The organism is Desulfovibrio mangrovi (assembly GCF_026230175.1).
GTDB lineage: Bacteria > Desulfobacterota > Desulfovibrionia > Desulfovibrionales > Desulfovibrionaceae > Halodesulfovibrio > Halodesulfovibrio mangrovi.
This window is the reverse complement of the sequence record NZ_CP104208.1, coordinates 360,415-377,541: the sequence shown is the minus strand read 5'-3', so window position 1 is coordinate 377,541 and position 17,127 is coordinate 360,415. Positions and strand designations below refer to the sequence as shown.

The window sequence follows — 17,127 nt, the reverse complement described above, 5'->3', positions numbered from 1 at the left end:
TTCAACAATCAACCCAAGCGAGGCGCAGCATGATGGATACAGCCAGCCAGTACCTGAGACAGTTGCTGGACTGCGGCAGCGGCAAGGGGCTTATCTCGGCGCTCATCGGATTTTTTGCTTCCGTGCTGGGCGGGGTTGGTCCGCTGCTGGGAACGCTTGTTGCGCTGTGGTGCATGGACTTCTTTCTGGGCTTTCTGCGGGCGTGGTCGGAAAGCTCCATCTCCGTGTGCAAGATGCGCGCGGGTGTGGTTAAGGCGTTTCTCTACTTCGCAACCGTGCTTGTGATGGCCATCATGGACTACGCCCTTTCGCAGACCATTTCATTCATCCACATCCCCGTGCGGGATTTTGTCTGCGTGTACCTGTGCCTCACGGAAAGCATCAGCTGTCTGGGGCACCTCAGATATTTCGGCGTGCCCATCCCCGCATGGATTGCGACACGCCTTGCCGGTTACCGCACCGCCATGGATGCGGGGCCGTCTGCCGGAGGTTCCAAATGAGAACCACCTTTACCCCCGAATTCAACCGTGCCTTTGCCGTGCTGATGGGTCACGAAGGCGGCTACAGCAACAGCGCCACCGACCGTGGCGGCGAGACCTACAAGGGCATTAGCCGCGTGCACCACCCTGCGTGGCAGGGCTGGCCCATGGTGGACGGTGCCAAGGCTTACGCCGGTTTCCCTGTGTGCCTTGAGTCCAACGCGCTTTTGCAGACGCTGGTGAAGGACTTCTACAAGGGAACCTTCTGGGACCATTTTTACTGTGACTCGCTTCCTTTGCCCCTGGCCCTTGAGGTGTTCGAGCAGGCCGTGAATCTGGGCATTGCCCGCACCGCCCGTCACTTGCAGCAGGCATGCAACGCGCTCAATCGCAACGGCAAGCTGTTCGCGGACCTGAAGGAAGACGGCAAGTTCGGCAGGCTCACCCTGCAGGCCGTAAGCCTGCTTGTGCATCGCGATGACATGGACCCGCTTATCAAGGCCCTGAACATTCTGCAGGGGGCGCACTATCTCGCCGTGATGCGCGAGCACCCGGAGCAGGAGACGTATGCGCGCGGCTGGCTGAGCCGCGTTGAGATCACATCGACAACCATGCAGCGGCATCTGTCGTATGGCGCTGCGGCTTAACCTGAACCCCAACGGAGGAACGGACGTGAGACGAATTTTCTACACCCTCTGCGCGCTGGCCGTCGCCATGTTGCTGGCTGTTTCCATGGTCGGCTGTGGCGGCACGGGTAACAACCAGAACGCAACCGTATCTGCTGCAGACTTTGTGACCCAGAGCAAGCTTGTGCTTGAGGACCTTGAGTCCGTGCATGAGATCGGCACCAAGGCCGTGGGCGCTGCATTCAAAGAAGGACAGATCAGCGAAGCCAAGCTGCGCGATATTGTGGAAGGTCTGGAAGCCTTTGACAAGGCGTGGCTCGCGGCATCGCACGCGCTGCTTGATTACCGCATCTCATTGGACGCAGGCAAAGCGCCCGGGCGGGCTGCGCTTGATACGGCATGGGCGGCCCTTCTGGATAACAAGGCGATGCTTGCCAAGTTGGCAGAGGGCATTCCGGCCTTGAGCAGTGTGAGCGCCTTGCTGCACTGACGCGGGCGCGCTCTTGGGTCTTAAACACACAGCTCCACACCTATAGGAGAACGTCATGCCTACCCCCATTGAATCCATCATGCTGGCCCGCGCCGTCATTGAGCTGGTAGCAGATGTCGGCTCTGCCGCTGCAGACGCCTACGTGCGCCACAAGGAAGAGCGCGGCGAACCCATCACCGCTGGCGAGATCAGCGCCATGATCAGCAATCACAAGTCCACCCGCGAGATTCTCGCGGAAATGGGCATCGATATCTAGGCCCGACCTCCATGCCCACGTTGCGCCGGGTTTATCCCCACCGCCCCACGCGGTGACCCGGCGCAACCACCAACACCAAAGGAGCACTCCATGAGCAGGCCGCAGGTTACACACAAATTCGCAGCAGCAGTAAACGGCGCGGGCGCGTGGTCGCCGCATATCGCAAGCGGCAAGTGCGCGGTTCGCGTTTCTGGCGATTACAACGGCATTTTGTATGTTGATTCCGCCATCAACCCCGAAGGCGTGCGAGAGGATGCTCCGCAGGATGCGGATGGTATCACGCTGACACAGGTAAGCGGCCCCCGTGCTTTTGCACTTGATGCCGGTGCAGGCTGCCGCCTGCGGTTCCGTCTGGCGAACAACACCAGCGGCAGTGTGACTGCTCTTATCTGTCAGGGCGAATAACATGCGGCGCGCCTACACCCCCACGCATCGCCCGGTGGTTGTTCCGCCTATTGCGGTACCCCACGGCATCGTCTGCGATTTTGATTTTGCACACAGCCTGCAGGATTTGTGCAGCCCTGCCGCGTGGCGTGCTGCACTGCCGAGCTTGGGCGGCAAGACGTATGATCGGTTCGGGGTTTTGTGCAGAGCCGGGGCTGATGTGGCGCGGCTGACGGGTGATGGGGTTTTGCTTGAGGGGCAGGATACGCGGCTTAATCCCTATGCGACAACTTTCACAACGTGGATTGGAAGCACTGATAGAGTTACCCCAAATGACACCATAGCCCCCGATGGCACAAAAACGGCATCGCGAATTGTAATGCCTGCCGGATACACAAATTTAAGATATCAAGTTTCTGTAAAACCCAGCACATCCTATGTTTATACACTGTGGGTTATGAAAAATAATGGAGGGGCTGCTCCGTATCTATCCATACATAATGCTACTGCGGGCATAGATATTATACCAGCCACAGGTGTGTATACAGCAGGAATCCCTTCTTCTGGGTGGAATCGCGTGAAGATTCCATTCACGACCCCTGCGAATTGCACAAGTGTATATATTTACGCAGAGCGAGATACACCTTTCAATACTGATTATTACGCGTGGAGTGCGCAGTTAAAAGAAGGCGCATACGAAACGTCAGACATTTTGGGTGAGGGCGCTCCCGTCACCCGCGCCAGCGAACACGCCACCGCAGACGGCAGCAATGGTATCACGTTGCCCCTCGAACGTTTGCACCCAACGGCAGCTGCGATCTGGCGCGGAGAGCGCGAGGGCACTATTGCTGCTCTTGTGCATATGGGGGCGGCACATTCTGGGTTAGAAACGCCTATCGTTGGTTCTGCAACTACAAAATGGAGAATGTTTCGCAGCACATCATCTGGTAATTTCTTGTATCAGATGGACGGTGCAGCAGCATCAGTGCCGCGTGTCCCTTTCATGGCTGGTGAAACTCTTTTGCTTGGATGTTCTCGTGAACAAGACGGCACAGCAAGAGCGTTTGTTTCTGACCCCTCAGGATCGGTTGTGATGGGGAGCGGTGTTCTTGCGGGCACATACCCAAGTCTCACGCTGGCAGCATTGTGTACTGACTATGTCGCCAACCCGATGAAGTTTTCCCGCCTCCGCGTCTACGACCGCGAACTCTCGCAGGCCGAACTGCAATCCCTACACAACAACTGGATGCAGGGGGTGCTGTAATGCCCTACACCCCCGTGCTTGCGATCATCCCCTTGCAGGGCTGGCTGGATTGTCTCGCCTCGCTTGTCGACGACAACGGCCACACCGAAGCCCTGCCCGCCATGAAGGAGCTGCGCCGCTCTGCAGAGCGGGTGGCTGTTCTTATGCTTCCCCCCACATGGCGCTACCTGAAAGACCGCGTGGACTGCGAATACTTGGCAGTCGGCGAAGGCGCGTTTGCCGCCGTGCGTGCGGCGTATCCTGATGACTTTGGCGGCACCGTGGTTGCCGGGCAGGATGAAGACGGCAACGAGGTTGTTGAACCCGTACTCAAGGAAGAGGGGTGGGCGTGATGGATATGGTCACCCAATACATCAAAGACACCCGCGCAGCGCTGGACCCCGCAACGGGCGGCCCCGGTGAGGCTGTGACCATCACCCCTGTGGGCGGCGAGGCGTTTACCGTGGATATCGCACTTGTCAGCCGCAAGGGCATGACAGCCCCTGCCGAGTTGCCACGTGAATACGCAGGCCGCGCCGGAAGCTGGGTTGTTGTGCGTCTGTTGATGGATGATCTGCCCAAGGTGGACGGCGTACCGGACGTGCCGCCCACGGACAGCACCGTGCTTGTTGACGGTCGCGAACACTATATTCGCTGTATTCAGCCTTGCGGGCCGCGCGGGGCCGCTTTGCGGCTGTATGCGGTGGGTGACCAGTGGGGGCGGCGGTAAGCGATGCAGCGCGTCTATCTGGCATATCGCGGCAAGGGTGCCACCAAGTACCGCGCCTACAAATTTCATGCTGGTGACGGCGGCGTTATTGACGCGCAGGTTGAGGACAATGTCACCCCGTTCCTCAATGCGATGGCGCGCAGCATGCCGCGCGAATTGCACAAGGGCCTTTCGTCCCTTGGCTGGCATTTGTCCAAACAGCTCAAGCAGGTGGTTAAGAATGGCGGGCCGCGTGGCGAAAATTGGCCGGATGTATCCGGCATTGTGCGCGGAAAGGACGGTTCCTTGCGCCGCGCACGGCGGACCCAGCGGCAACGGTTTTACGGCGCGCTGGGTAACACGCTTGGCTATTATCGCCACCCTTTGCCCGCGTTGCGTGTATCCATCGGCTGGCTGTCGCTGGCGGCCTCGCAGCGTGGTGAAAAGCTGCAGCGCGGCTACACGCTCACGCCAACGCAGAAACAGCGCCGTCTGTTTGCAGCTTCCGCCCGTTGGACCAAGAAGCACGACCGCGTGCGCAGCGGCAGCGTGTATCCGTTGGCGGCTGAATCCATCAAGGTTCCGGGGCGTAACCTTATCGCCCCTGTCTATGCGCAGGAGCAGCGGAATATCCGCCCGCTGTTGGAAAGCAAGCTGAAGGTTTACATGCGCAAGCAGGAAGCCTTCTTCGCCAGCACCACAAGCAACGCGGCCAAGCGGGCCGCCCAGAGAGGCTAGCCCATGAGCGGTTTTATCATGACCACCCTGACGGATATTGCCCGCGCATGGGCCGCAGCCCTGACCACGGATGCCGCGCTTGCGGCATGGTGCGAGCAGTTCGGCAAGCCGCTTTCCGTTTTTGTTGCGTGGCCTTCCGGTCAGGACAGGGAATGGGGCAGGCAGGACGCGCCCTATGTGGCCATAATGCCGCTGGGCGACAAGTCCGGCACGGATGCAGATGAGCATGAGTTTGAACTCTTTCTGCATCTGGGCCTTGAAGTGCACGGCAATGTGGAGGGCGTTGCATGGAAGGAGCCCAAGGGCTTCAGCGCCATAGAGAAGGATTTTTCCGGCCTTGTGCTGGAAGCCTTTGCCGGAACTGATTTTGCGCCGTGCGCTGTGCAGGGCGAAACCTTCCCCGCGCAGGCCGACTTCTTTGAGCGGGATATGGCAATCACGGTCCGCGTGCCGTTCACGATCTGATAGCGGCTGGACCACGGAATAAAAGCAAACACAGGAGGCCCATATGGGACAGGCACGCGGTTACAAAGGCAAGCTTCTTATCGGGTTTGAGGAAGATTACGGGGTTGCCCCTGCAACGCCCGTCGGGTTTCAGGTTCATATCAATTCCGTGGACGGCGGCGCAACCCGTGCGCTGAGCACTTCGGACACCATTACCGGAACGCGCAACCCGGCCAAGCCGTTCTCAGGAGACACCGCCCTTTCGCGCAACATCGTTGTGCCGCTTGACGCACGCGAAATCGGGCTTTGGCTCACTGGCATGCTCGGCGCGCCGGTTTCGTCCGGAACCGGACCGTATACCCATGTGTTCAAGGTTGGCGACACGCAGCCCAGCATGATCATTGAACCCGCGTTTCCTGACGTGGGCATGTATCTGCGTGGGCGTGGCTGCAAGGTTGGCAGCTTTGAGTTTACGGCGGGCGGTTCCGGTGAGCATGTCGTGAATATCGGCGTTGTTGGTCAGGACGAATCCAAGGAGGCGGCCCCGTATGATGCAACCCCCACGCAGTTCGCCTTCGACCGGATGGAGAAACGCCACATTGCTTCCATCAAGGAAGGCGGCGCGGCTGTGTCCGGAAGAATCACGGAAATATCGATGAAGTTCGACATGGGGCTGGATACCGATGGCTATACCGCAGACACCGGCGGAACGCTCGGCGACATCTCTGAAGGACTCATCAGCATCAGCGGCAGCGTTACCGCGCTGTTCAAAGATACCACATTGTTCGACAAGGCCGCCGCTGGAACCGAAACCAGCCTTGAAATCACCTTCACCAACGGTGCGCACTCCCTTTCGTTCAAGCTGCCTGAAACCATGTATTCCCGCTCATCTCCCGCAATCAGCGGACCGCAGGGTGTGCGTGAATCCTACGATTTCCAAGGCTATCTGGACGACGCCGCAGACGGCAGCGCCATTGTTGTGACCCTGACCAACGATGTGGCCAGCTACGCGCTGGCGTAACCCCGTAACCATTCCCAGTGGAGGAAGCCCCTATGCGTGTGACACTGCCCGCCAGCGGTACTGAAGTGGATGTGAAGAGCCTGAGCCGAACCAATGCCAAGCGCCTTGGCGAGATCAACAGCAAGATTGCTGTGAAGCTTGCCGCAGCAAAGGCTGACGGCGTGACGGAAGAAGAAAGAAAGTCTGCAGCCGAAGAACTCAAGGCCCTGCTCGATGAGAAGGAAGCCATGATTGCAGCGCTGTATCCTGATCTGGACTTTGAGGCGCTGCCCAACCGTGACGTGCTGGCGCTCATTGCCATGACCGTGGATTACTCCCTCAACGTGCCGGAGGCTGAGATAAAAAACTGGATTCGGTCTGGGAATGGAGAACAGACCCAGGCCGCATAGAATATTGCGCAACCTGCAGGGCGGCGGCAGATGGTGCCCCGCCCTGCGCCACATGCGAATACGTGACCGATGCCCCCGCGCCTTTGCCCTGCAACCTGCTGGCGCTGGCCCTGTGGAAAGAGGTGCAGACCGACTGGAACCATGTACCTGCAGGCATGGGCGGGAGCATGCGCACCGGCCTGAACTGGCAAGCAGTGGACTGGCGGGTGCAGTTTCTGGGCATTGAGTGGACCATGGGCCTGTATCGCAAATTGCAGCACCTTGAGCGGCTGGAACTGAACGCCCAGCATAACGCGCTGAAACAACAACGGAGCAGCTAATGGCCGGAGCGGTAGCAACCCGAATAGAGATTAACGCGCAGGACAATGCCAGCGCGGTTATCCGCCGTGCTGAACAGAGCATGGGCGGGCTGGCCGGTGCTGTGAGCCGGTTCGGTGGAGTGGCACAAGGCGCCCTTGGTGCTATTTCCCTCGCAAGCTTGGGCATGGGTATAACTCATGCCGTTGACCAGTTCGCGGCGTTCGATAAGGGGCTTATCGGCGTGCGCAAGACTACCGGACTTGCAGGCCGTGAGCTTGGCCTGTTCGGTGAGCAGATCGTGGACATGTCACGCAGCATGCCCAACACGTCCGAAGAGCTGCTGGCTATTGCGCAGTCTGCCGGACAGCTAGGTGTTACCGGCTCCAAGAATCTGCTCAAATTCTCCGAGACTGTTGCCAAGCTGGGTGACGCTTCCGACCTTGCGGGCGAAGAGGCTGCCACCACGTTGGCGCGGCTTCTCACCGTAACCGGCGAGGACATGGGTAATGTGAATGAGCTGGCTTCCGTGATCGTTCGGCTGGGCAACAACATGGCCGCCACGGAGCGGGAGATAGCGGAAATGTCCACGGAGGTGGCGCAGGCAACTGCAGCGTTTAACGTATCCTCTGCCGAGGCTTCCGCCCTTGGCACAGCCATGCGGGCCATGGGCATGCGGGCAGAGGCTTCGGGTTCCGCCGTGGGCCGGACCTTCCGGGTTATTGAAGACGCAGTGGTTTCCGGCGGTGATAAAATGGCGCGGCTCACCAAGATCACAGGTATGGCGGCAGAAGACATTGCCACCAAATTCCGCGACAAGCCCGTGCAGGTTTTTCAGGCATTCATAGAGGGGCTTGGCAAGGTTGTCGCCTCCGGCGGCTCAGCCGCCAAGACGCTTGGGCAATTCGGTCTTTCCGGCGAAGAGATATTGAAAATCCTGCCCACCCTTGCCGCCAACAGTGGCAAACTGGCAACCGCTCTGCAGCTCATGGAAGATGAACTGCGTAAGACTTCCGCCCTGAACAACGAAGCAGCATCCGCCGCAGAAGCCTACATTAAACAGATGCAGGTGCTTGATAACCGGCTGAACGCGGCCTCTGAAAAAATGGGCAGCATGTTTGCCCCGGCAATGCGCCTTGGCAAAGAAAGCCTTGTGGAACTGGCGGAAGCCGCCTCGCGCCTGCCCAACATTGCCAAGGCCATTGCCATGGTGAGCGAAGGTTCCATGCGCTTCGGCGAGTTTGCCACCTCTAACGGGGAAGAGCTTGAAGCAGCCATCAAGCGGCTGGACGGCACGACCGAAGGCACGGCCAACCGCCTTGCCGCCATTAATGCCCAGCTTGCAAGCGGCTTCACCTCGCCCAAGATGCGGGCGGCCCTGCATGAAGAAAAGCAGATGCTGGAAGCCGAACTTGGCACCATGCGTGAGATTGCCGCGTTGAAGCGTGCTGCTGGATATCACACGCCTGTGGCATCTGCTGCCCCTGCAGCCTCCGGCGATGTTGACCCCATTGTGGACGATGCCGCCGCCAAGAAAGCCGCCACCGCCCTCAAGAGCGTGAACGACGAGATTGCCAAGCTGACCATGAGCGACCTTGCCTACAGCAAGTATCAGCTTGCGGGCAAAATGAACGACTATGCCGAGGCCCTTGGCGCGGCGCACCCCGCGCTTGCACGCTACAACCTGCTTGCCTCCGAGCGGCTTGAGCTTGAGGCGAGCCTTGCCAGCTACAGCCAGCACAACCAGTTCCCCGACTTTTCCGCCCGTGACAGGCAGATGGATGAAGCCTTTGCCCGCGCCCGCACCAGCAAGCGCGAAGAGGATCTGCAGCTGCAGACCGAGTTTGCCGAGAAGCACAGGGAAATAGTGCTGGGTGAAACGGAATTCAAGCTGGAACAAATTGCAAAGCAGGCGGAAGCCTACCGCCGCGCTGGTGCCGATTCCGTTGCTGTGGAGCAGTGGGCGGCGGAAGAACGCCTGCGCCTTTCCCGTAATTGGGAGGACGGGGTAACCCGTGGGCTGCGCAGTATTGAAGATGAGTGGACCAACAGCGCGCGAAACGGCGAAGCGCTGGCAACAAACATGTTTGAATCCATCAGCAGCGCGTGGACCCTGACGACGGACGGCATGAAGTTCGACTGGGACAGCGCCATGAATTCCATTCTGAATTCAGCGTGGCACCAGCTGGCTGTTAATCCTCTTTTGGGCGGCATCTCCGGGGCCGTGAGCGGAGGCGGTGGCGGCTTCCTTGGCATGCTGGGCGGCCTGTTCAGCTTCAACGCGCTGGGCGGCGTGTATTCCGGCCCCGGCATCTCTGCGTACAGCGGCAAGGTGGTGGACAGCCCCACCGTGTTCCCCTTTGCCAAGGGCATCGGGCTCATGGGCGAAGCGGGGGCAGAGGCCATTATGCCGCTCACGCGCACCCCTGACGGTTCGCTTGGCGTGCAGGCCGTGGGCGGCGCTGCTGCCGCACCGCAGATAGAGATTGTCATCAACAACGATTCCGGCGTGCGCAGCCGTGTTGCCAGCCAGCAGACCAGCTTTGACGGCGGGCGCATGGTCACCCGCATTGTGGTGGAGAACCTTGCCAGCAACACCGACGGCATGGGCGATGCCATGCGCGCTGTCATGGGCATGCGGTAACGGTAACGACAGGAGACTGCAATGGACACATTCCCCACGCTTCCGCCGCCTTCCGCCTGCCCCATGGGCGTGAAGGACCCGCTTATAGAAGATGATTACATGAGCGGCGACGATGCCGCCCGCCCGCAGGTTTCGCGCCCGCGCATGCAAGCCGTGCAGGTGGAATGGAACGCCATGCTCAAGGCTGATCTTGCCACGCTGCGGGCCTTTCGTTCGGCGCACAGGGCCACGCTTTTTCTGTGGACAGACCCTTTTACCGGCGAGGTGTACGAAACGCGCTTTGCCGGTGAATCTCCGCTTGCGTGGCGGCCCCTGCCCAAGTCGCCGGGGCGTGCCAAGGTGATAATCAACCTGCTGCCCGTGCGGCCCTATGAGGCGTAACCCATGCCCACACTTGCCCAGATCATAGAACGCAACCGCACGCACAGTGAGCATGCCTACATCATGCTGTGCGAGATGATTCTGCCGGATGGCACCACGGTGCGCCTTGCCCGCAATACGGAAAGCATTGCATGGCCCAACGCGGGCAGCGTTTCCGGCGTGCTGGCCGCTGCGGGTGAATCCGTTTCCGTGCTGTGCGCAGAGGCCGGCAGCATAGAGGTTGCCCTGACTGGCGAGTTTTCCGGCGAGATTGCGCTGGAACATGACGATGGCGCAGGCGGCAACTGGACGGAGATTGCCGCCTTTACCGGCCCTTCCGGCGGGGAATATCTCTGCCTTGCTGGCCGCACCTATCGCCTGATCGTGCGCAGCCTGACCGAGGGCGCGCCCCATGCGCTTATTGCCCCCAAGGGCACGGTGTGGACGGCGTTTGATTTTCTGCCTGACGATCTGGAAGAATCCGGCAATGTGGAGACACGCGGCGTAACCGTGCGCGTGGGCAACGCCTCGCAGGCCATGTATGACTACATGCGCCAACTCATGGACTGGCGCAAGCTGCACGGGCCGGAACTCATACAGGTGCGGCTGTGCGTTGTGAACACCGGCCTGCTCGATGAGCCGGAGCCGGAGGCGGAATACTGGTTCGTGGATGAGGAAATATCGTGCCCGCCCCCCATGCAGGCTGTGGAAATCAAGCTTGGGCTTGAAAACATTTGGGACAGGCCCGTGCCGCGCCGCTCCATCACGCGCGATTTCTGCCAGTGGGACAGCGCGGACGATTGCCCGCACTACGCCGTGTGCAACCACACCCTCACGGCCTGCCGCGTGACCTATACCAACTCCATCAACTTTGGGGGCTTCCCCACCGTGGAACAGGGGGGCGTGAATGCGTAGCCCTTTGCCGCTGCTGGCTGATCTTGGGCCGCTGTTCCATAGCCGGTTTGCCGATGGCGGACGCGGTGAGCAGGACGCGGACGGCGTGCGCCTTTTCGACTGCTGGGGCCTGAGCATGGCCGTGTTTGAGTGTTACGGCCTTGTGGTTCCTGACTTTGCCATTCACGCGGACAACCTGCGCGCGGCCCACAGAGCCTTTACGCGAGAGGAAAAGAGCGGGCGCTGGGTTCCGCTTGCGCAGCCCGTTGCCCCGTGCGTGGTCGCCATGGCCACAACGCAGGTGACGCGGGCCAAGAACCATTTTGGCGTGTATGTGGGCGGCGGCAGGTTTGTGCACATCTTCCGAGGCATGGGGGTGCATACGTGCTCTGTAACGTCCTTTCCGTGGACCAAGCGCATAAGGGGGTTTTGGGCATGGGCAGCGTAAACGGCATGATTCCCGCGCCTTGCATTAACAGCGTGCTTGTTACCAGCGCGCTCAATTTTCTGGACCCCTTTGACCGCGTAACGGAATATTTGCCATGGCGGCAGGGCATGACCCTGCACGCCTGCGTGCCGCCGGTGCTGAACGTGCCTGCGGAGCTGGACGTGGTGCCCGTGCTGAATGGCCGCCTGCTCACCCTGCATGAAGCTGAGTGCGTAACCCTGCTGCCGTGCGATTCCGTCACATGGGCGGTGGTGCCGCGCGGTGGTGGCGGGGGCGGCGGGAAAAACCCTATTGCCACGGTTGCCATGCTGGCCGTTGTGGTGGGTGCCATGGCGTTTGGCCCCGCGCTGGGCGGGCCGCTGGCAGCCATGTGGAACTCTTCCGCCCTTGCAACGGGTGCGCCGTTTCTGACAAACGCTATGGCCAGCACGCTGGGCACGGGGCTCATTCTCGGCATAGGCGGCGGGGTTGTGAGCATGCTGAGCAACCCCGTTATTCCCGCTGCTGCCGCGCTTGGGGGCGTGTCTTCCGCTGCCGCCGCAATGGACGAATCGCCTACCTATGGGTGGAACCCCGCAAACCCCACATCAAACGGCAGGCCGGTTGCCGTGGCGCTGGGCACCTGCACGCTGGTGCGTCCCTTCAAGATGGCGCAGTTCGTCACCACGGACGGCGATAAGCAGTATCTCAACATGCTCTTTGCCTGCAGCGAGGGTGGCGACGAAGGCGAGGTAACCGTTTCTGACGTGCGGATTGAAGGCAACCCGCCGGAGAACTATGAAGGCGTGCAGGTGGTCATAAGCCCCGGCACGGCAGATCAGGACGTGATACCGGCCTTTGCGGATGCCGTTTTTGAGCGCGGGGTTTCGCAAAAGCTTTCTGCCAGCCGGTGGGCAACGGTGGAGGGCAACGGCAACAACATTCAGGGTGTTGGGTTCGGCCTCTCTGCCCCTTCCGGCCTGTGGTATGCCAACGAAAAAGGCGGGCTCAGCAAGGTGAGCGTGACCGTTGAAATGGAACGGGCCCCGGTGGATACGGAGGATTGGGTTGCGCTTGGCACCGTGACGCTTACAGCCGCGCAGCGCACCGCCGTGCGCCGTTATGTGCAACATGACAGCGCCGCAGGAGAATGGCGCTACCGCGCCCGCCTGACCGCAGAGCCGCCCACGGGCAGCCGCTACAGCACAGACGTGTGGTGGGAATATGTCCACGAGATTGTGCCGGACGATTTCTGTTATCCCAACACCGTGCTGGTGGCCATCAAGGCGCTGGCTACGGACCAGCTTTCCGGCGCGGCGCCGGAGGTGACATGCACTGTCAGCCGCCCTGTGGCCCCGCTGCCAGCCAGTGACGGCACTACCGTTTCGCGCAGTCTTGCCAACCCTGCATGGGCGGCGCTGTTCCTGCTGCTGCACAAGCGTTTCGGCGGGCGGGTGCCTGCCTCGCGTGTGTTGCTTGAGGAATTCGAGAGCGCTGCCGAGTGGTGCGATGCCAAGGGCATAAGCGGCTCACTCTACATAGACAGCCGCATGACGCTTAAAGGGGCGCTGGAACTCTTTGGAACCTACGGGCGCTTTTCTGTTGTGCCGCGCGGCACGCGCATAGGCTGCTACAGCGACCGGCCAGCGGCGTTGCCTGATCAGGGATTCATTGCCGGTGAGGGCAATATCATTTCCGGCAGCCTTGGCGTGAAGGCCATGAGCGTGAAGGACCGCGCAGACGCCATAGAGGTGACATGGTACCACCCCGAACAGGGGCGCAAGGTGCTCACGCGGCGCAGCCCCTTCTACCACTCCATGACCACCCGCGCCCCCATCACAAAAAGCGAAACGCTTGCCTGCTGCAACAGCTTTGAGCAGGCATGGAAGTATGCAGGCTACCGCCTGAACTGCAACCGCTACATCATGCAGACGCTGGAACTCACGGCCAGCCATGACGCCATACACGTGCGGCACGGTGACGTGCTGCAGGTGCCTGTGGACAGCGTGACCTATGATCAGTCTTGCCGCGTGCTGCGCGTGGTGAGCGCCACGCAGCTGCGGCTTTCCAAACCCGTGCGGCTGACGGGCGGTGCCGCGCACAAGCTGGTGATCAGGCATGGCGACGTGGTGCACCCAGACACGGGCCGCGAACTGGTGGAGGAAGTAGCCCTGCAGGTGACCGGCGCGGATGTGGAAACGGAAGTGGTGACCCTTGCCGCCCCGCTGGAGCACACGCCCATGGAAGGGGTGGTCTGCGCCATAGGTCTTGTAAACAGGCGGCTGCCGTGGTTCCGCGTTACGCGCATTGGGCGCAGCCACAACGGGCGGCGCGCCATTGAATGCCTTGAATACGCGCCGGAGGTCTATGAAGACGAAGGCGAAGTGCCTGCCGTTGATGAGCCCGCTTTTGTTTCAACGGCCAAGGGGCTGCAGCTTTCATACATGCAGATGGAAGAGGACGGGCTGACCAAGGCCCTGCCGCACATCACATGGCGCGGCAACGCTGTGGTGTGGAACATATTTGTGCGGCGCGTGGGCGGCAGCACAACGGCATGGAGGCTGCTGGGCACCACCAAAGAGACGGAATACACCCTGCGCGGCCTTGCCAACGGCTATATATGGCGTATTGCGGTAACCCAGACCATGGTTCCCGGTGACGGGGCCGTGGTGGATGTAGATGTTACAAGCGATCTGCTGACCATGGGCACCATACGCCCGCTTAACTCGGCGCAGCCTGACGGCTCGATAGTGCCCCTGTATACGGAAATTGACGGAGAAATCATCCAGATAATGGAGGCGTTCTGATGAGTGTTTTGCATAGAGAACAAAGCGGCGAGCAGGTGCATGTTATACACTTCAAGGAGTATGCGGACGCAGCGGCCCGCGAGTCTGACATCTCGCTCGATGCAACCCATGTGCACAAGATTGCGTTGCAGCTGAACGACGGAAGTTTCTGGCGGCTGGTTGAGGGCGGAGGCTCTCCCGTGTGGCATGCTTTCAGCGGTGTGCGCATCGGTTCAGGGATGAACGAAGTTCCGACGAATAACGTGATACAAAGTATGGTCAGCAAGCCGCAAGCGCAGCAGAGCATTGTCAAGGCCGCTGTTGGCTCTCGGCCTTCCGGATGGACTGCGAGCGATTGTGACCCACCCGTTGCGTCCATGACCTACAGCGGCGGGATTGTCACGATAGCCGCAGGATTACAGGTTGCGTGCGCAGGCGGGGGGGCTGTGCTGCTGTCTGCAGTATCAACGGCAACGCAGGATGTTGATTTATCCGGCGAGCCTGACGCGAAATATCATATCGCGGTTAATGTGAATGCTGACGGCTCTTTTGGGGCACCGTCGTATTCCGCAGTCGCCCCGGAGGTAGGGCTTGAGCGCATCAATGCCGGAGCTGACTTGCACAATCCTGCGGCAGTGACCCATGTAAACGGGTCTGACGCACCAATAAGGCGCGTATATCTTGGGTGGGCAATTGTTGCGAGCGGCGTGATTACGAGCCTGCATTGTTTTGCTCTAGGTTCCTCAGTCACCATTCCTGCTAACGGAGGAGCACTGTGCTTTGATGACACTGACTATGCGTTTTCAACACCGTTCCCGGCAACAAAGGCAACGAAGGGATATGCGTCTGTAAAGTTCTCTGATGGGCAGTTTCATCCTGTAGTTACCCATTACATGACAGGCTCATCTGTTTCGGTAGGTGCCGTTGTCGGCGTCAAAGGAGGTTTGGGGGTGCTTAGTGTTCCCAACATCCTTGCCAATGCGCGAACCGCTCCCACCTCTCAGGGAGGGGCCACGGTCGATGATTCCGGCTACATATCTATCACGATGGAAAGGGGGTATTAGTATGCCTATCTACGCATTTGAGGGAAAATCTCGCCAGATAGTCGGGGATTCATGGAATAAGCCAGAAGGTGCAATTGAGATGGTATCCCCTAGCCCCTCGCCGGATGCAATCGCCCAGGCGGATGGGACGTGGGGAGCAGATCCCGCCGCCGTGCGGGCAGAACGCGACAGCCTGCTTGCAGCCTGTGACTTTACGCAGCTGACTGATGCGCCCCTTTCTGCTGAGGCCAAGGCCGCATGGGCAGCTTATCGGCAGGCGCTGCGGGATATTACCCTGCAGGCAGGATTCCCGAACAATGTGGAATGGCCTGCGCGGCCCGATGCGGTGGAGGCATAGCCATGGCAGACATCATAGACGCCGCCAGCGAGCGGGAAACCCGCGAACGGGACGCGGCCATATCCAAAGCCGTGATTGATCTGAACTACCCTGCGCCGGAGTATGAGAACGGTGAGGCAGTATGCGTTGAGTGCGGCGAGCCGATTCCGGCTGAACGGCTGAAGGTAGCACCCGCCTGCGGGCTGTGCCTTGAATGTGCGGAAGAGTGGGCGCAGGAACAAGTGCGCCTGCAGGGGCTGGCGGCGTGAGCAGTCTCTTTGACCCTGTCGCAGAACTCCACAAGCGTGGCGTTACCGTCCGGCTTGCAGCGGTATCCGGTGGGCATATCGTCCAATCCATTGAAGACGGGCGAAAGCGTCATGCGTTGGAGCGCATGGCCCATGAACGATGGGTGCAGCAGACGCTTGCTCGCTACAACAGCCTGATCATGTTTCAGCTGAGCATGGCAGGTGAAGGCGGCGGCTACCGCTCTGTGCAATGGCTGATCAGCCACGGTTATTTACGGGTGGAGGATGGGCGGTATGTGTTGTTGAAGTCATAGGAAAATGCAAAGCCCCCGTTCCTGATGGAGCGGGGGCTTTTTTGTTACTCCCTATCCTCTCTCTTCGGGGCACCGCGCCCCGTGAGCAGCCAGTCCGCGCTTGCGCCCGTGCGGTTGAAGCAATCAACAATCCAGCTAGCAGGCACCTCATCTGCCTGCCGCTTGCGGCTGATGATTGTGGGGCTCACTCCCATGGCTCTGGCCAGCGCCGCGCCGGTTGTCACATCATAGGCCAGCATGAGCCGTTCTATGATCTGCTCACCCAGCGGGCCGAGCAGCCTTGTTGTTGCGTAATACCTGCCCGTGCCGCCCTCGCCCATGCGATAGACAATGCGCACGATAACCCGCCGCATGCCTGTGCGCCTCTGCCCCGTGATCTGGCCTATGATGACCTGCCCCGGCCTTTCCCTTGCCTGCTCGAGGCGTTCGCGCAGCATCTCCACCTCTCCGCCGTGCACAAGGTCCGTTGCCAGCGCGCCGGTGCTTGTGCGGGCAAGGCTGTCTCTGTCGCCCTGCGCGGCGAGAATGCGCAGTTCCTCGTTGAGTATCCACAGATTATCCATGGGGCTGCCCGCGATCTGCCGCGCATAGTGCAGTTCCAGATTAAGGTACTGCGCCAGCGGCAGCACGGTGGTAATGATGCCCGCCAGCTGTTCCGGCTCACCGTGCGTGTATGCGGGGGTTGTTTCCCAGCGCACCGGCACCGGCCTGCCGCCTGCGGTGATGACCACATCTGCCGCGCGGCTGCAGCGCGTATCCAGCGCGGTGTCGTCCACGGTCTGCGCGGTGTCGTCTACCGGCGCAAGGTGCGCGGGCAAGCCTTTCTCACGAGGGTTGCCCCATAATCTGAGAAAAGCCGTGTTGGCATGTTCCACTGTGCCCGTTGCATCACGCAGCGTTGCAGGGCGCTGCATTGCGTCTACGAGGGATGCGAGTACGGTTGCAATAGTCTGCTGCTTCATTGTTGACCCAGAGTAAATAAGTTGACCTACAGTCAC

Annotated in this window: 23 protein-coding genes; 22 read left to right on the top strand and 1 reads right to left on the bottom strand. The window is 60.3% G+C overall.

What is annotated here, in order from left to right:
• The first annotated feature begins 29 nt into the window (after window positions 1-29).
• The 22 genes from N1030_RS01765 to N1030_RS01660 all read left to right on the top strand — a co-directional run bounded on the left by N1030_RS01765 (window position 30) and on the right by N1030_RS01660 (window position 16,129).
• Entirely contained in the window at window positions 30-500 is a 471-nt protein-coding gene (locus N1030_RS01765) for a phage holin family protein (protein ID WP_265827294.1), read from the top strand.
• Window positions 497-1,126 (top strand): glycoside hydrolase family 108 protein, encoded by a 630-nt coding sequence (locus tag N1030_RS01760; RefSeq protein ID WP_265827292.1) that lies wholly within the window; start codon window positions 497-499, stop codon window positions 1,124-1,126. The genes N1030_RS01765 and N1030_RS01760 overlap by 4 nt, the downstream gene beginning before the upstream one ends.
• A 25-nt stretch (window positions 1,127-1,151) precedes the next feature.
• Window positions 1,152-1,595 (top strand): hypothetical protein, encoded by a 444-nt coding sequence (locus tag N1030_RS01755; protein ID WP_265827291.1) that lies wholly within the window; start codon window positions 1,152-1,154, stop codon window positions 1,593-1,595.
• Between the two features lie 55 nt (window positions 1,596-1,650).
• Window positions 1,651-1,851, top strand: coding sequence for a hypothetical protein (locus N1030_RS01750; protein WP_265827290.1), 201 nt, complete (start codon window positions 1,651-1,653; stop codon window positions 1,849-1,851).
• A 90-nt stretch (window positions 1,852-1,941) separates the two neighbouring features.
• Window positions 1,942-2,256: a hypothetical protein gene (locus tag N1030_RS01745; RefSeq protein WP_265827288.1), complete on the top strand. Its 315-nt coding sequence runs from the start codon at window positions 1,942-1,944 to the stop codon at window positions 2,254-2,256.
• A gap of 1 nt (window position 2,257) precedes the next feature.
• A complete protein-coding gene (locus N1030_RS01740; protein WP_265827287.1) occupies window positions 2,258-3,499 on the top strand; it encodes a phage head spike fiber domain-containing protein in 1,242 nt (413 codons plus the stop codon).
• Window positions 3,499-3,831: a hypothetical protein gene (locus N1030_RS01735; protein WP_265827286.1), complete on the top strand. Its 333-nt coding sequence runs from the start codon at window positions 3,499-3,501 to the stop codon at window positions 3,829-3,831. Before N1030_RS01740 ends, N1030_RS01735 begins: the two co-directional genes overlap by 1 nt.
• Window positions 3,831-4,208: a hypothetical protein gene (locus N1030_RS01730; RefSeq protein WP_265827285.1), complete on the top strand. Its 378-nt coding sequence runs from the start codon at window positions 3,831-3,833 to the stop codon at window positions 4,206-4,208. Before N1030_RS01735 ends, N1030_RS01730 begins: the two co-directional genes overlap by 1 nt.
• A 3-nt stretch (window positions 4,209-4,211) precedes the next feature.
• Window positions 4,212-4,925 (top strand): hypothetical protein, encoded by a 714-nt coding sequence (locus N1030_RS01725; RefSeq protein ID WP_265827284.1) that lies wholly within the window; start codon window positions 4,212-4,214, stop codon window positions 4,923-4,925.
• A 3-nt stretch (window positions 4,926-4,928) separates the two neighbouring features.
• Window positions 4,929-5,390, top strand: a complete 462-nt coding sequence (locus N1030_RS01720; RefSeq protein WP_265827283.1) for a hypothetical protein — start codon at window positions 4,929-4,931, stop codon at window positions 5,388-5,390.
• Window positions 5,391-5,433: 43 nt separating this feature from the next.
• On the top strand, window positions 5,434-6,390 hold the full coding sequence (locus N1030_RS01715; protein WP_265827282.1) for a phage tail tube protein: 957 nt from the start codon (window positions 5,434-5,436) through the stop codon (window positions 6,388-6,390).
• 32 nt (window positions 6,391-6,422) lie between these two features.
• Entirely contained in the window at window positions 6,423-6,779 is a 357-nt protein-coding gene (locus N1030_RS01710) for a hypothetical protein (RefSeq protein WP_265827281.1), read from the top strand.
• A gap of 62 nt (window positions 6,780-6,841) precedes the next feature.
• A complete protein-coding gene (locus N1030_RS01705; RefSeq protein WP_265827280.1) occupies window positions 6,842-7,099 on the top strand; it encodes a DUF1799 domain-containing protein in 258 nt (85 codons plus the stop codon).
• Window positions 7,099-9,720, top strand: a complete 2,622-nt coding sequence (locus tag N1030_RS01700) for a phage tail tape measure protein (protein WP_265827279.1) — start codon at window positions 7,099-7,101, stop codon at window positions 9,718-9,720. The genes N1030_RS01705 and N1030_RS01700 overlap by 1 nt, the downstream gene beginning before the upstream one ends.
• Window positions 9,721-9,741: 21 nt before the next feature.
• On the top strand, window positions 9,742-10,101 hold the full coding sequence (locus N1030_RS01695; protein ID WP_265827278.1) for a hypothetical protein: 360 nt from the start codon (window positions 9,742-9,744) through the stop codon (window positions 10,099-10,101).
• Between the two features lie 3 nt (window positions 10,102-10,104).
• The gene (locus N1030_RS01690; protein WP_265827277.1) at window positions 10,105-10,995 is read left to right on the top strand and encodes a phage tail protein; all 891 of its coding nucleotides are present in this window, start codon (window positions 10,105-10,107) and stop codon (window positions 10,993-10,995) included.
• A complete protein-coding gene (locus N1030_RS01685; protein ID WP_265827276.1) occupies window positions 10,988-11,422 on the top strand; it encodes an NlpC/P60 family protein in 435 nt (144 codons plus the stop codon). The genes N1030_RS01690 and N1030_RS01685 overlap by 8 nt, the downstream gene beginning before the upstream one ends.
• A complete protein-coding gene (gene gpJ / locus N1030_RS01680) occupies window positions 11,410-14,208 on the top strand; it encodes a TipJ family phage tail tip protein (protein WP_265827274.1) in 2,799 nt (932 codons plus the stop codon). The genes N1030_RS01685 and gpJ overlap by 13 nt, the downstream gene beginning before the upstream one ends.
• Window positions 14,208-15,251 carry a hypothetical protein gene (locus tag N1030_RS01675; RefSeq protein WP_265827273.1) on the top strand — a complete coding sequence of 348 codons (1,044 nt, stop codon included), beginning with the start codon at window positions 14,208-14,210 and terminating at the stop codon, window positions 15,249-15,251. Before gpJ ends, N1030_RS01675 begins: the two co-directional genes overlap by 1 nt.
• Before the next feature lie 79 nt (window positions 15,252-15,330).
• Window positions 15,331-15,588, top strand: coding sequence for a tail fiber assembly protein (locus N1030_RS01670; protein WP_265827272.1), 258 nt, complete (start codon window positions 15,331-15,333; stop codon window positions 15,586-15,588).
• 2 nt (window positions 15,589-15,590) lie between these two features.
• Window positions 15,591-15,836: a TraR/DksA C4-type zinc finger protein gene (locus N1030_RS01665; protein ID WP_265827271.1), complete on the top strand. Its 246-nt coding sequence runs from the start codon at window positions 15,591-15,593 to the stop codon at window positions 15,834-15,836.
• Window positions 15,833-16,129, top strand: coding sequence for a hypothetical protein (locus N1030_RS01660; RefSeq protein ID WP_265827270.1), 297 nt, complete (start codon window positions 15,833-15,835; stop codon window positions 16,127-16,129). The genes N1030_RS01665 and N1030_RS01660 overlap by 4 nt, the downstream gene beginning before the upstream one ends.
• A gap of 44 nt (window positions 16,130-16,173) precedes the next feature.
• Here the strand turns inward: N1030_RS01660 and N1030_RS01655 are convergent, their stop codons facing one another.
• The gene (locus N1030_RS01655; protein WP_265827269.1) at window positions 16,174-17,091 is read right to left on the bottom strand and encodes a helix-turn-helix domain-containing protein; all 918 of its coding nucleotides are present in this window, start codon (window positions 17,089-17,091) and stop codon (window positions 16,174-16,176) included.
• Window positions 17,092-17,127 lie beyond the last annotated feature (36 nt).

Excerpts from the sequence above, each read along its gene's own strand:
- N1030_RS01730 (WP_265827285.1), top strand. The coding sequence starts at position 3,831 with ATGGATATGGTCACCCAATACATCAAAGACACCCGCGCAGCGCTGGAC.
- N1030_RS01655 (WP_265827269.1), bottom strand. The coding sequence starts at position 17,091 with ATGAAGCAGCAGACTATTGCAACCGTACTCGCATCCCTCGTAGACGCA.
- N1030_RS01675 (WP_265827273.1), top strand. The coding sequence starts at position 14,208 with ATGAGTGTTTTGCATAGAGAACAAAGCGGCGAGCAGGTGCATGTTATA.
- N1030_RS01725 (WP_265827284.1), top strand. The coding sequence starts at position 4,212 with ATGCAGCGCGTCTATCTGGCATATCGCGGCAAGGGTGCCACCAAGTAC.
- N1030_RS01670 (WP_265827272.1), top strand. The coding sequence starts at position 15,331 with ATGGTATCCCCTAGCCCCTCGCCGGATGCAATCGCCCAGGCGGATGGG.
- N1030_RS01665 (WP_265827271.1), top strand. The coding sequence starts at position 15,591 with ATGGCAGACATCATAGACGCCGCCAGCGAGCGGGAAACCCGCGAACGG.
- N1030_RS01690 (WP_265827277.1), top strand. The coding sequence starts at position 10,105 with ATGCCCACACTTGCCCAGATCATAGAACGCAACCGCACGCACAGTGAG.
- N1030_RS01715 (WP_265827282.1), top strand. The coding sequence starts at position 5,434 with ATGGGACAGGCACGCGGTTACAAAGGCAAGCTTCTTATCGGGTTTGAG.
- N1030_RS01685 (WP_265827276.1), top strand. The coding sequence starts at position 10,988 with ATGCGTAGCCCTTTGCCGCTGCTGGCTGATCTTGGGCCGCTGTTCCAT.
- N1030_RS01720 (WP_265827283.1), top strand. The coding sequence starts at position 4,929 with ATGAGCGGTTTTATCATGACCACCCTGACGGATATTGCCCGCGCATGG.
- N1030_RS01745 (WP_265827288.1), top strand. The coding sequence starts at position 1,942 with ATGAGCAGGCCGCAGGTTACACACAAATTCGCAGCAGCAGTAAACGGC.
- N1030_RS01765 (WP_265827294.1), top strand. The coding sequence starts at position 30 with ATGATGGATACAGCCAGCCAGTACCTGAGACAGTTGCTGGACTGCGGC.
- N1030_RS01695 (WP_265827278.1), top strand. The coding sequence starts at position 9,742 with ATGGACACATTCCCCACGCTTCCGCCGCCTTCCGCCTGCCCCATGGGC.
- N1030_RS01710 (WP_265827281.1), top strand. The coding sequence starts at position 6,423 with ATGCGTGTGACACTGCCCGCCAGCGGTACTGAAGTGGATGTGAAGAGC.
- gpJ (WP_265827274.1), top strand. The coding sequence starts at position 11,410 with ATGGGCAGCGTAAACGGCATGATTCCCGCGCCTTGCATTAACAGCGTG.
- N1030_RS01760 (WP_265827292.1), top strand. The coding sequence starts at position 497 with ATGAGAACCACCTTTACCCCCGAATTCAACCGTGCCTTTGCCGTGCTG.
- N1030_RS01735 (WP_265827286.1), top strand. The coding sequence starts at position 3,499 with ATGCCCTACACCCCCGTGCTTGCGATCATCCCCTTGCAGGGCTGGCTG.
- N1030_RS01740 (WP_265827287.1), top strand. The coding sequence starts at position 2,258 with ATGCGGCGCGCCTACACCCCCACGCATCGCCCGGTGGTTGTTCCGCCT.
- N1030_RS01750 (WP_265827290.1), top strand. The coding sequence starts at position 1,651 with ATGCCTACCCCCATTGAATCCATCATGCTGGCCCGCGCCGTCATTGAG.
- N1030_RS01700 (WP_265827279.1), top strand. The coding sequence starts at position 7,099 with ATGGCCGGAGCGGTAGCAACCCGAATAGAGATTAACGCGCAGGACAAT.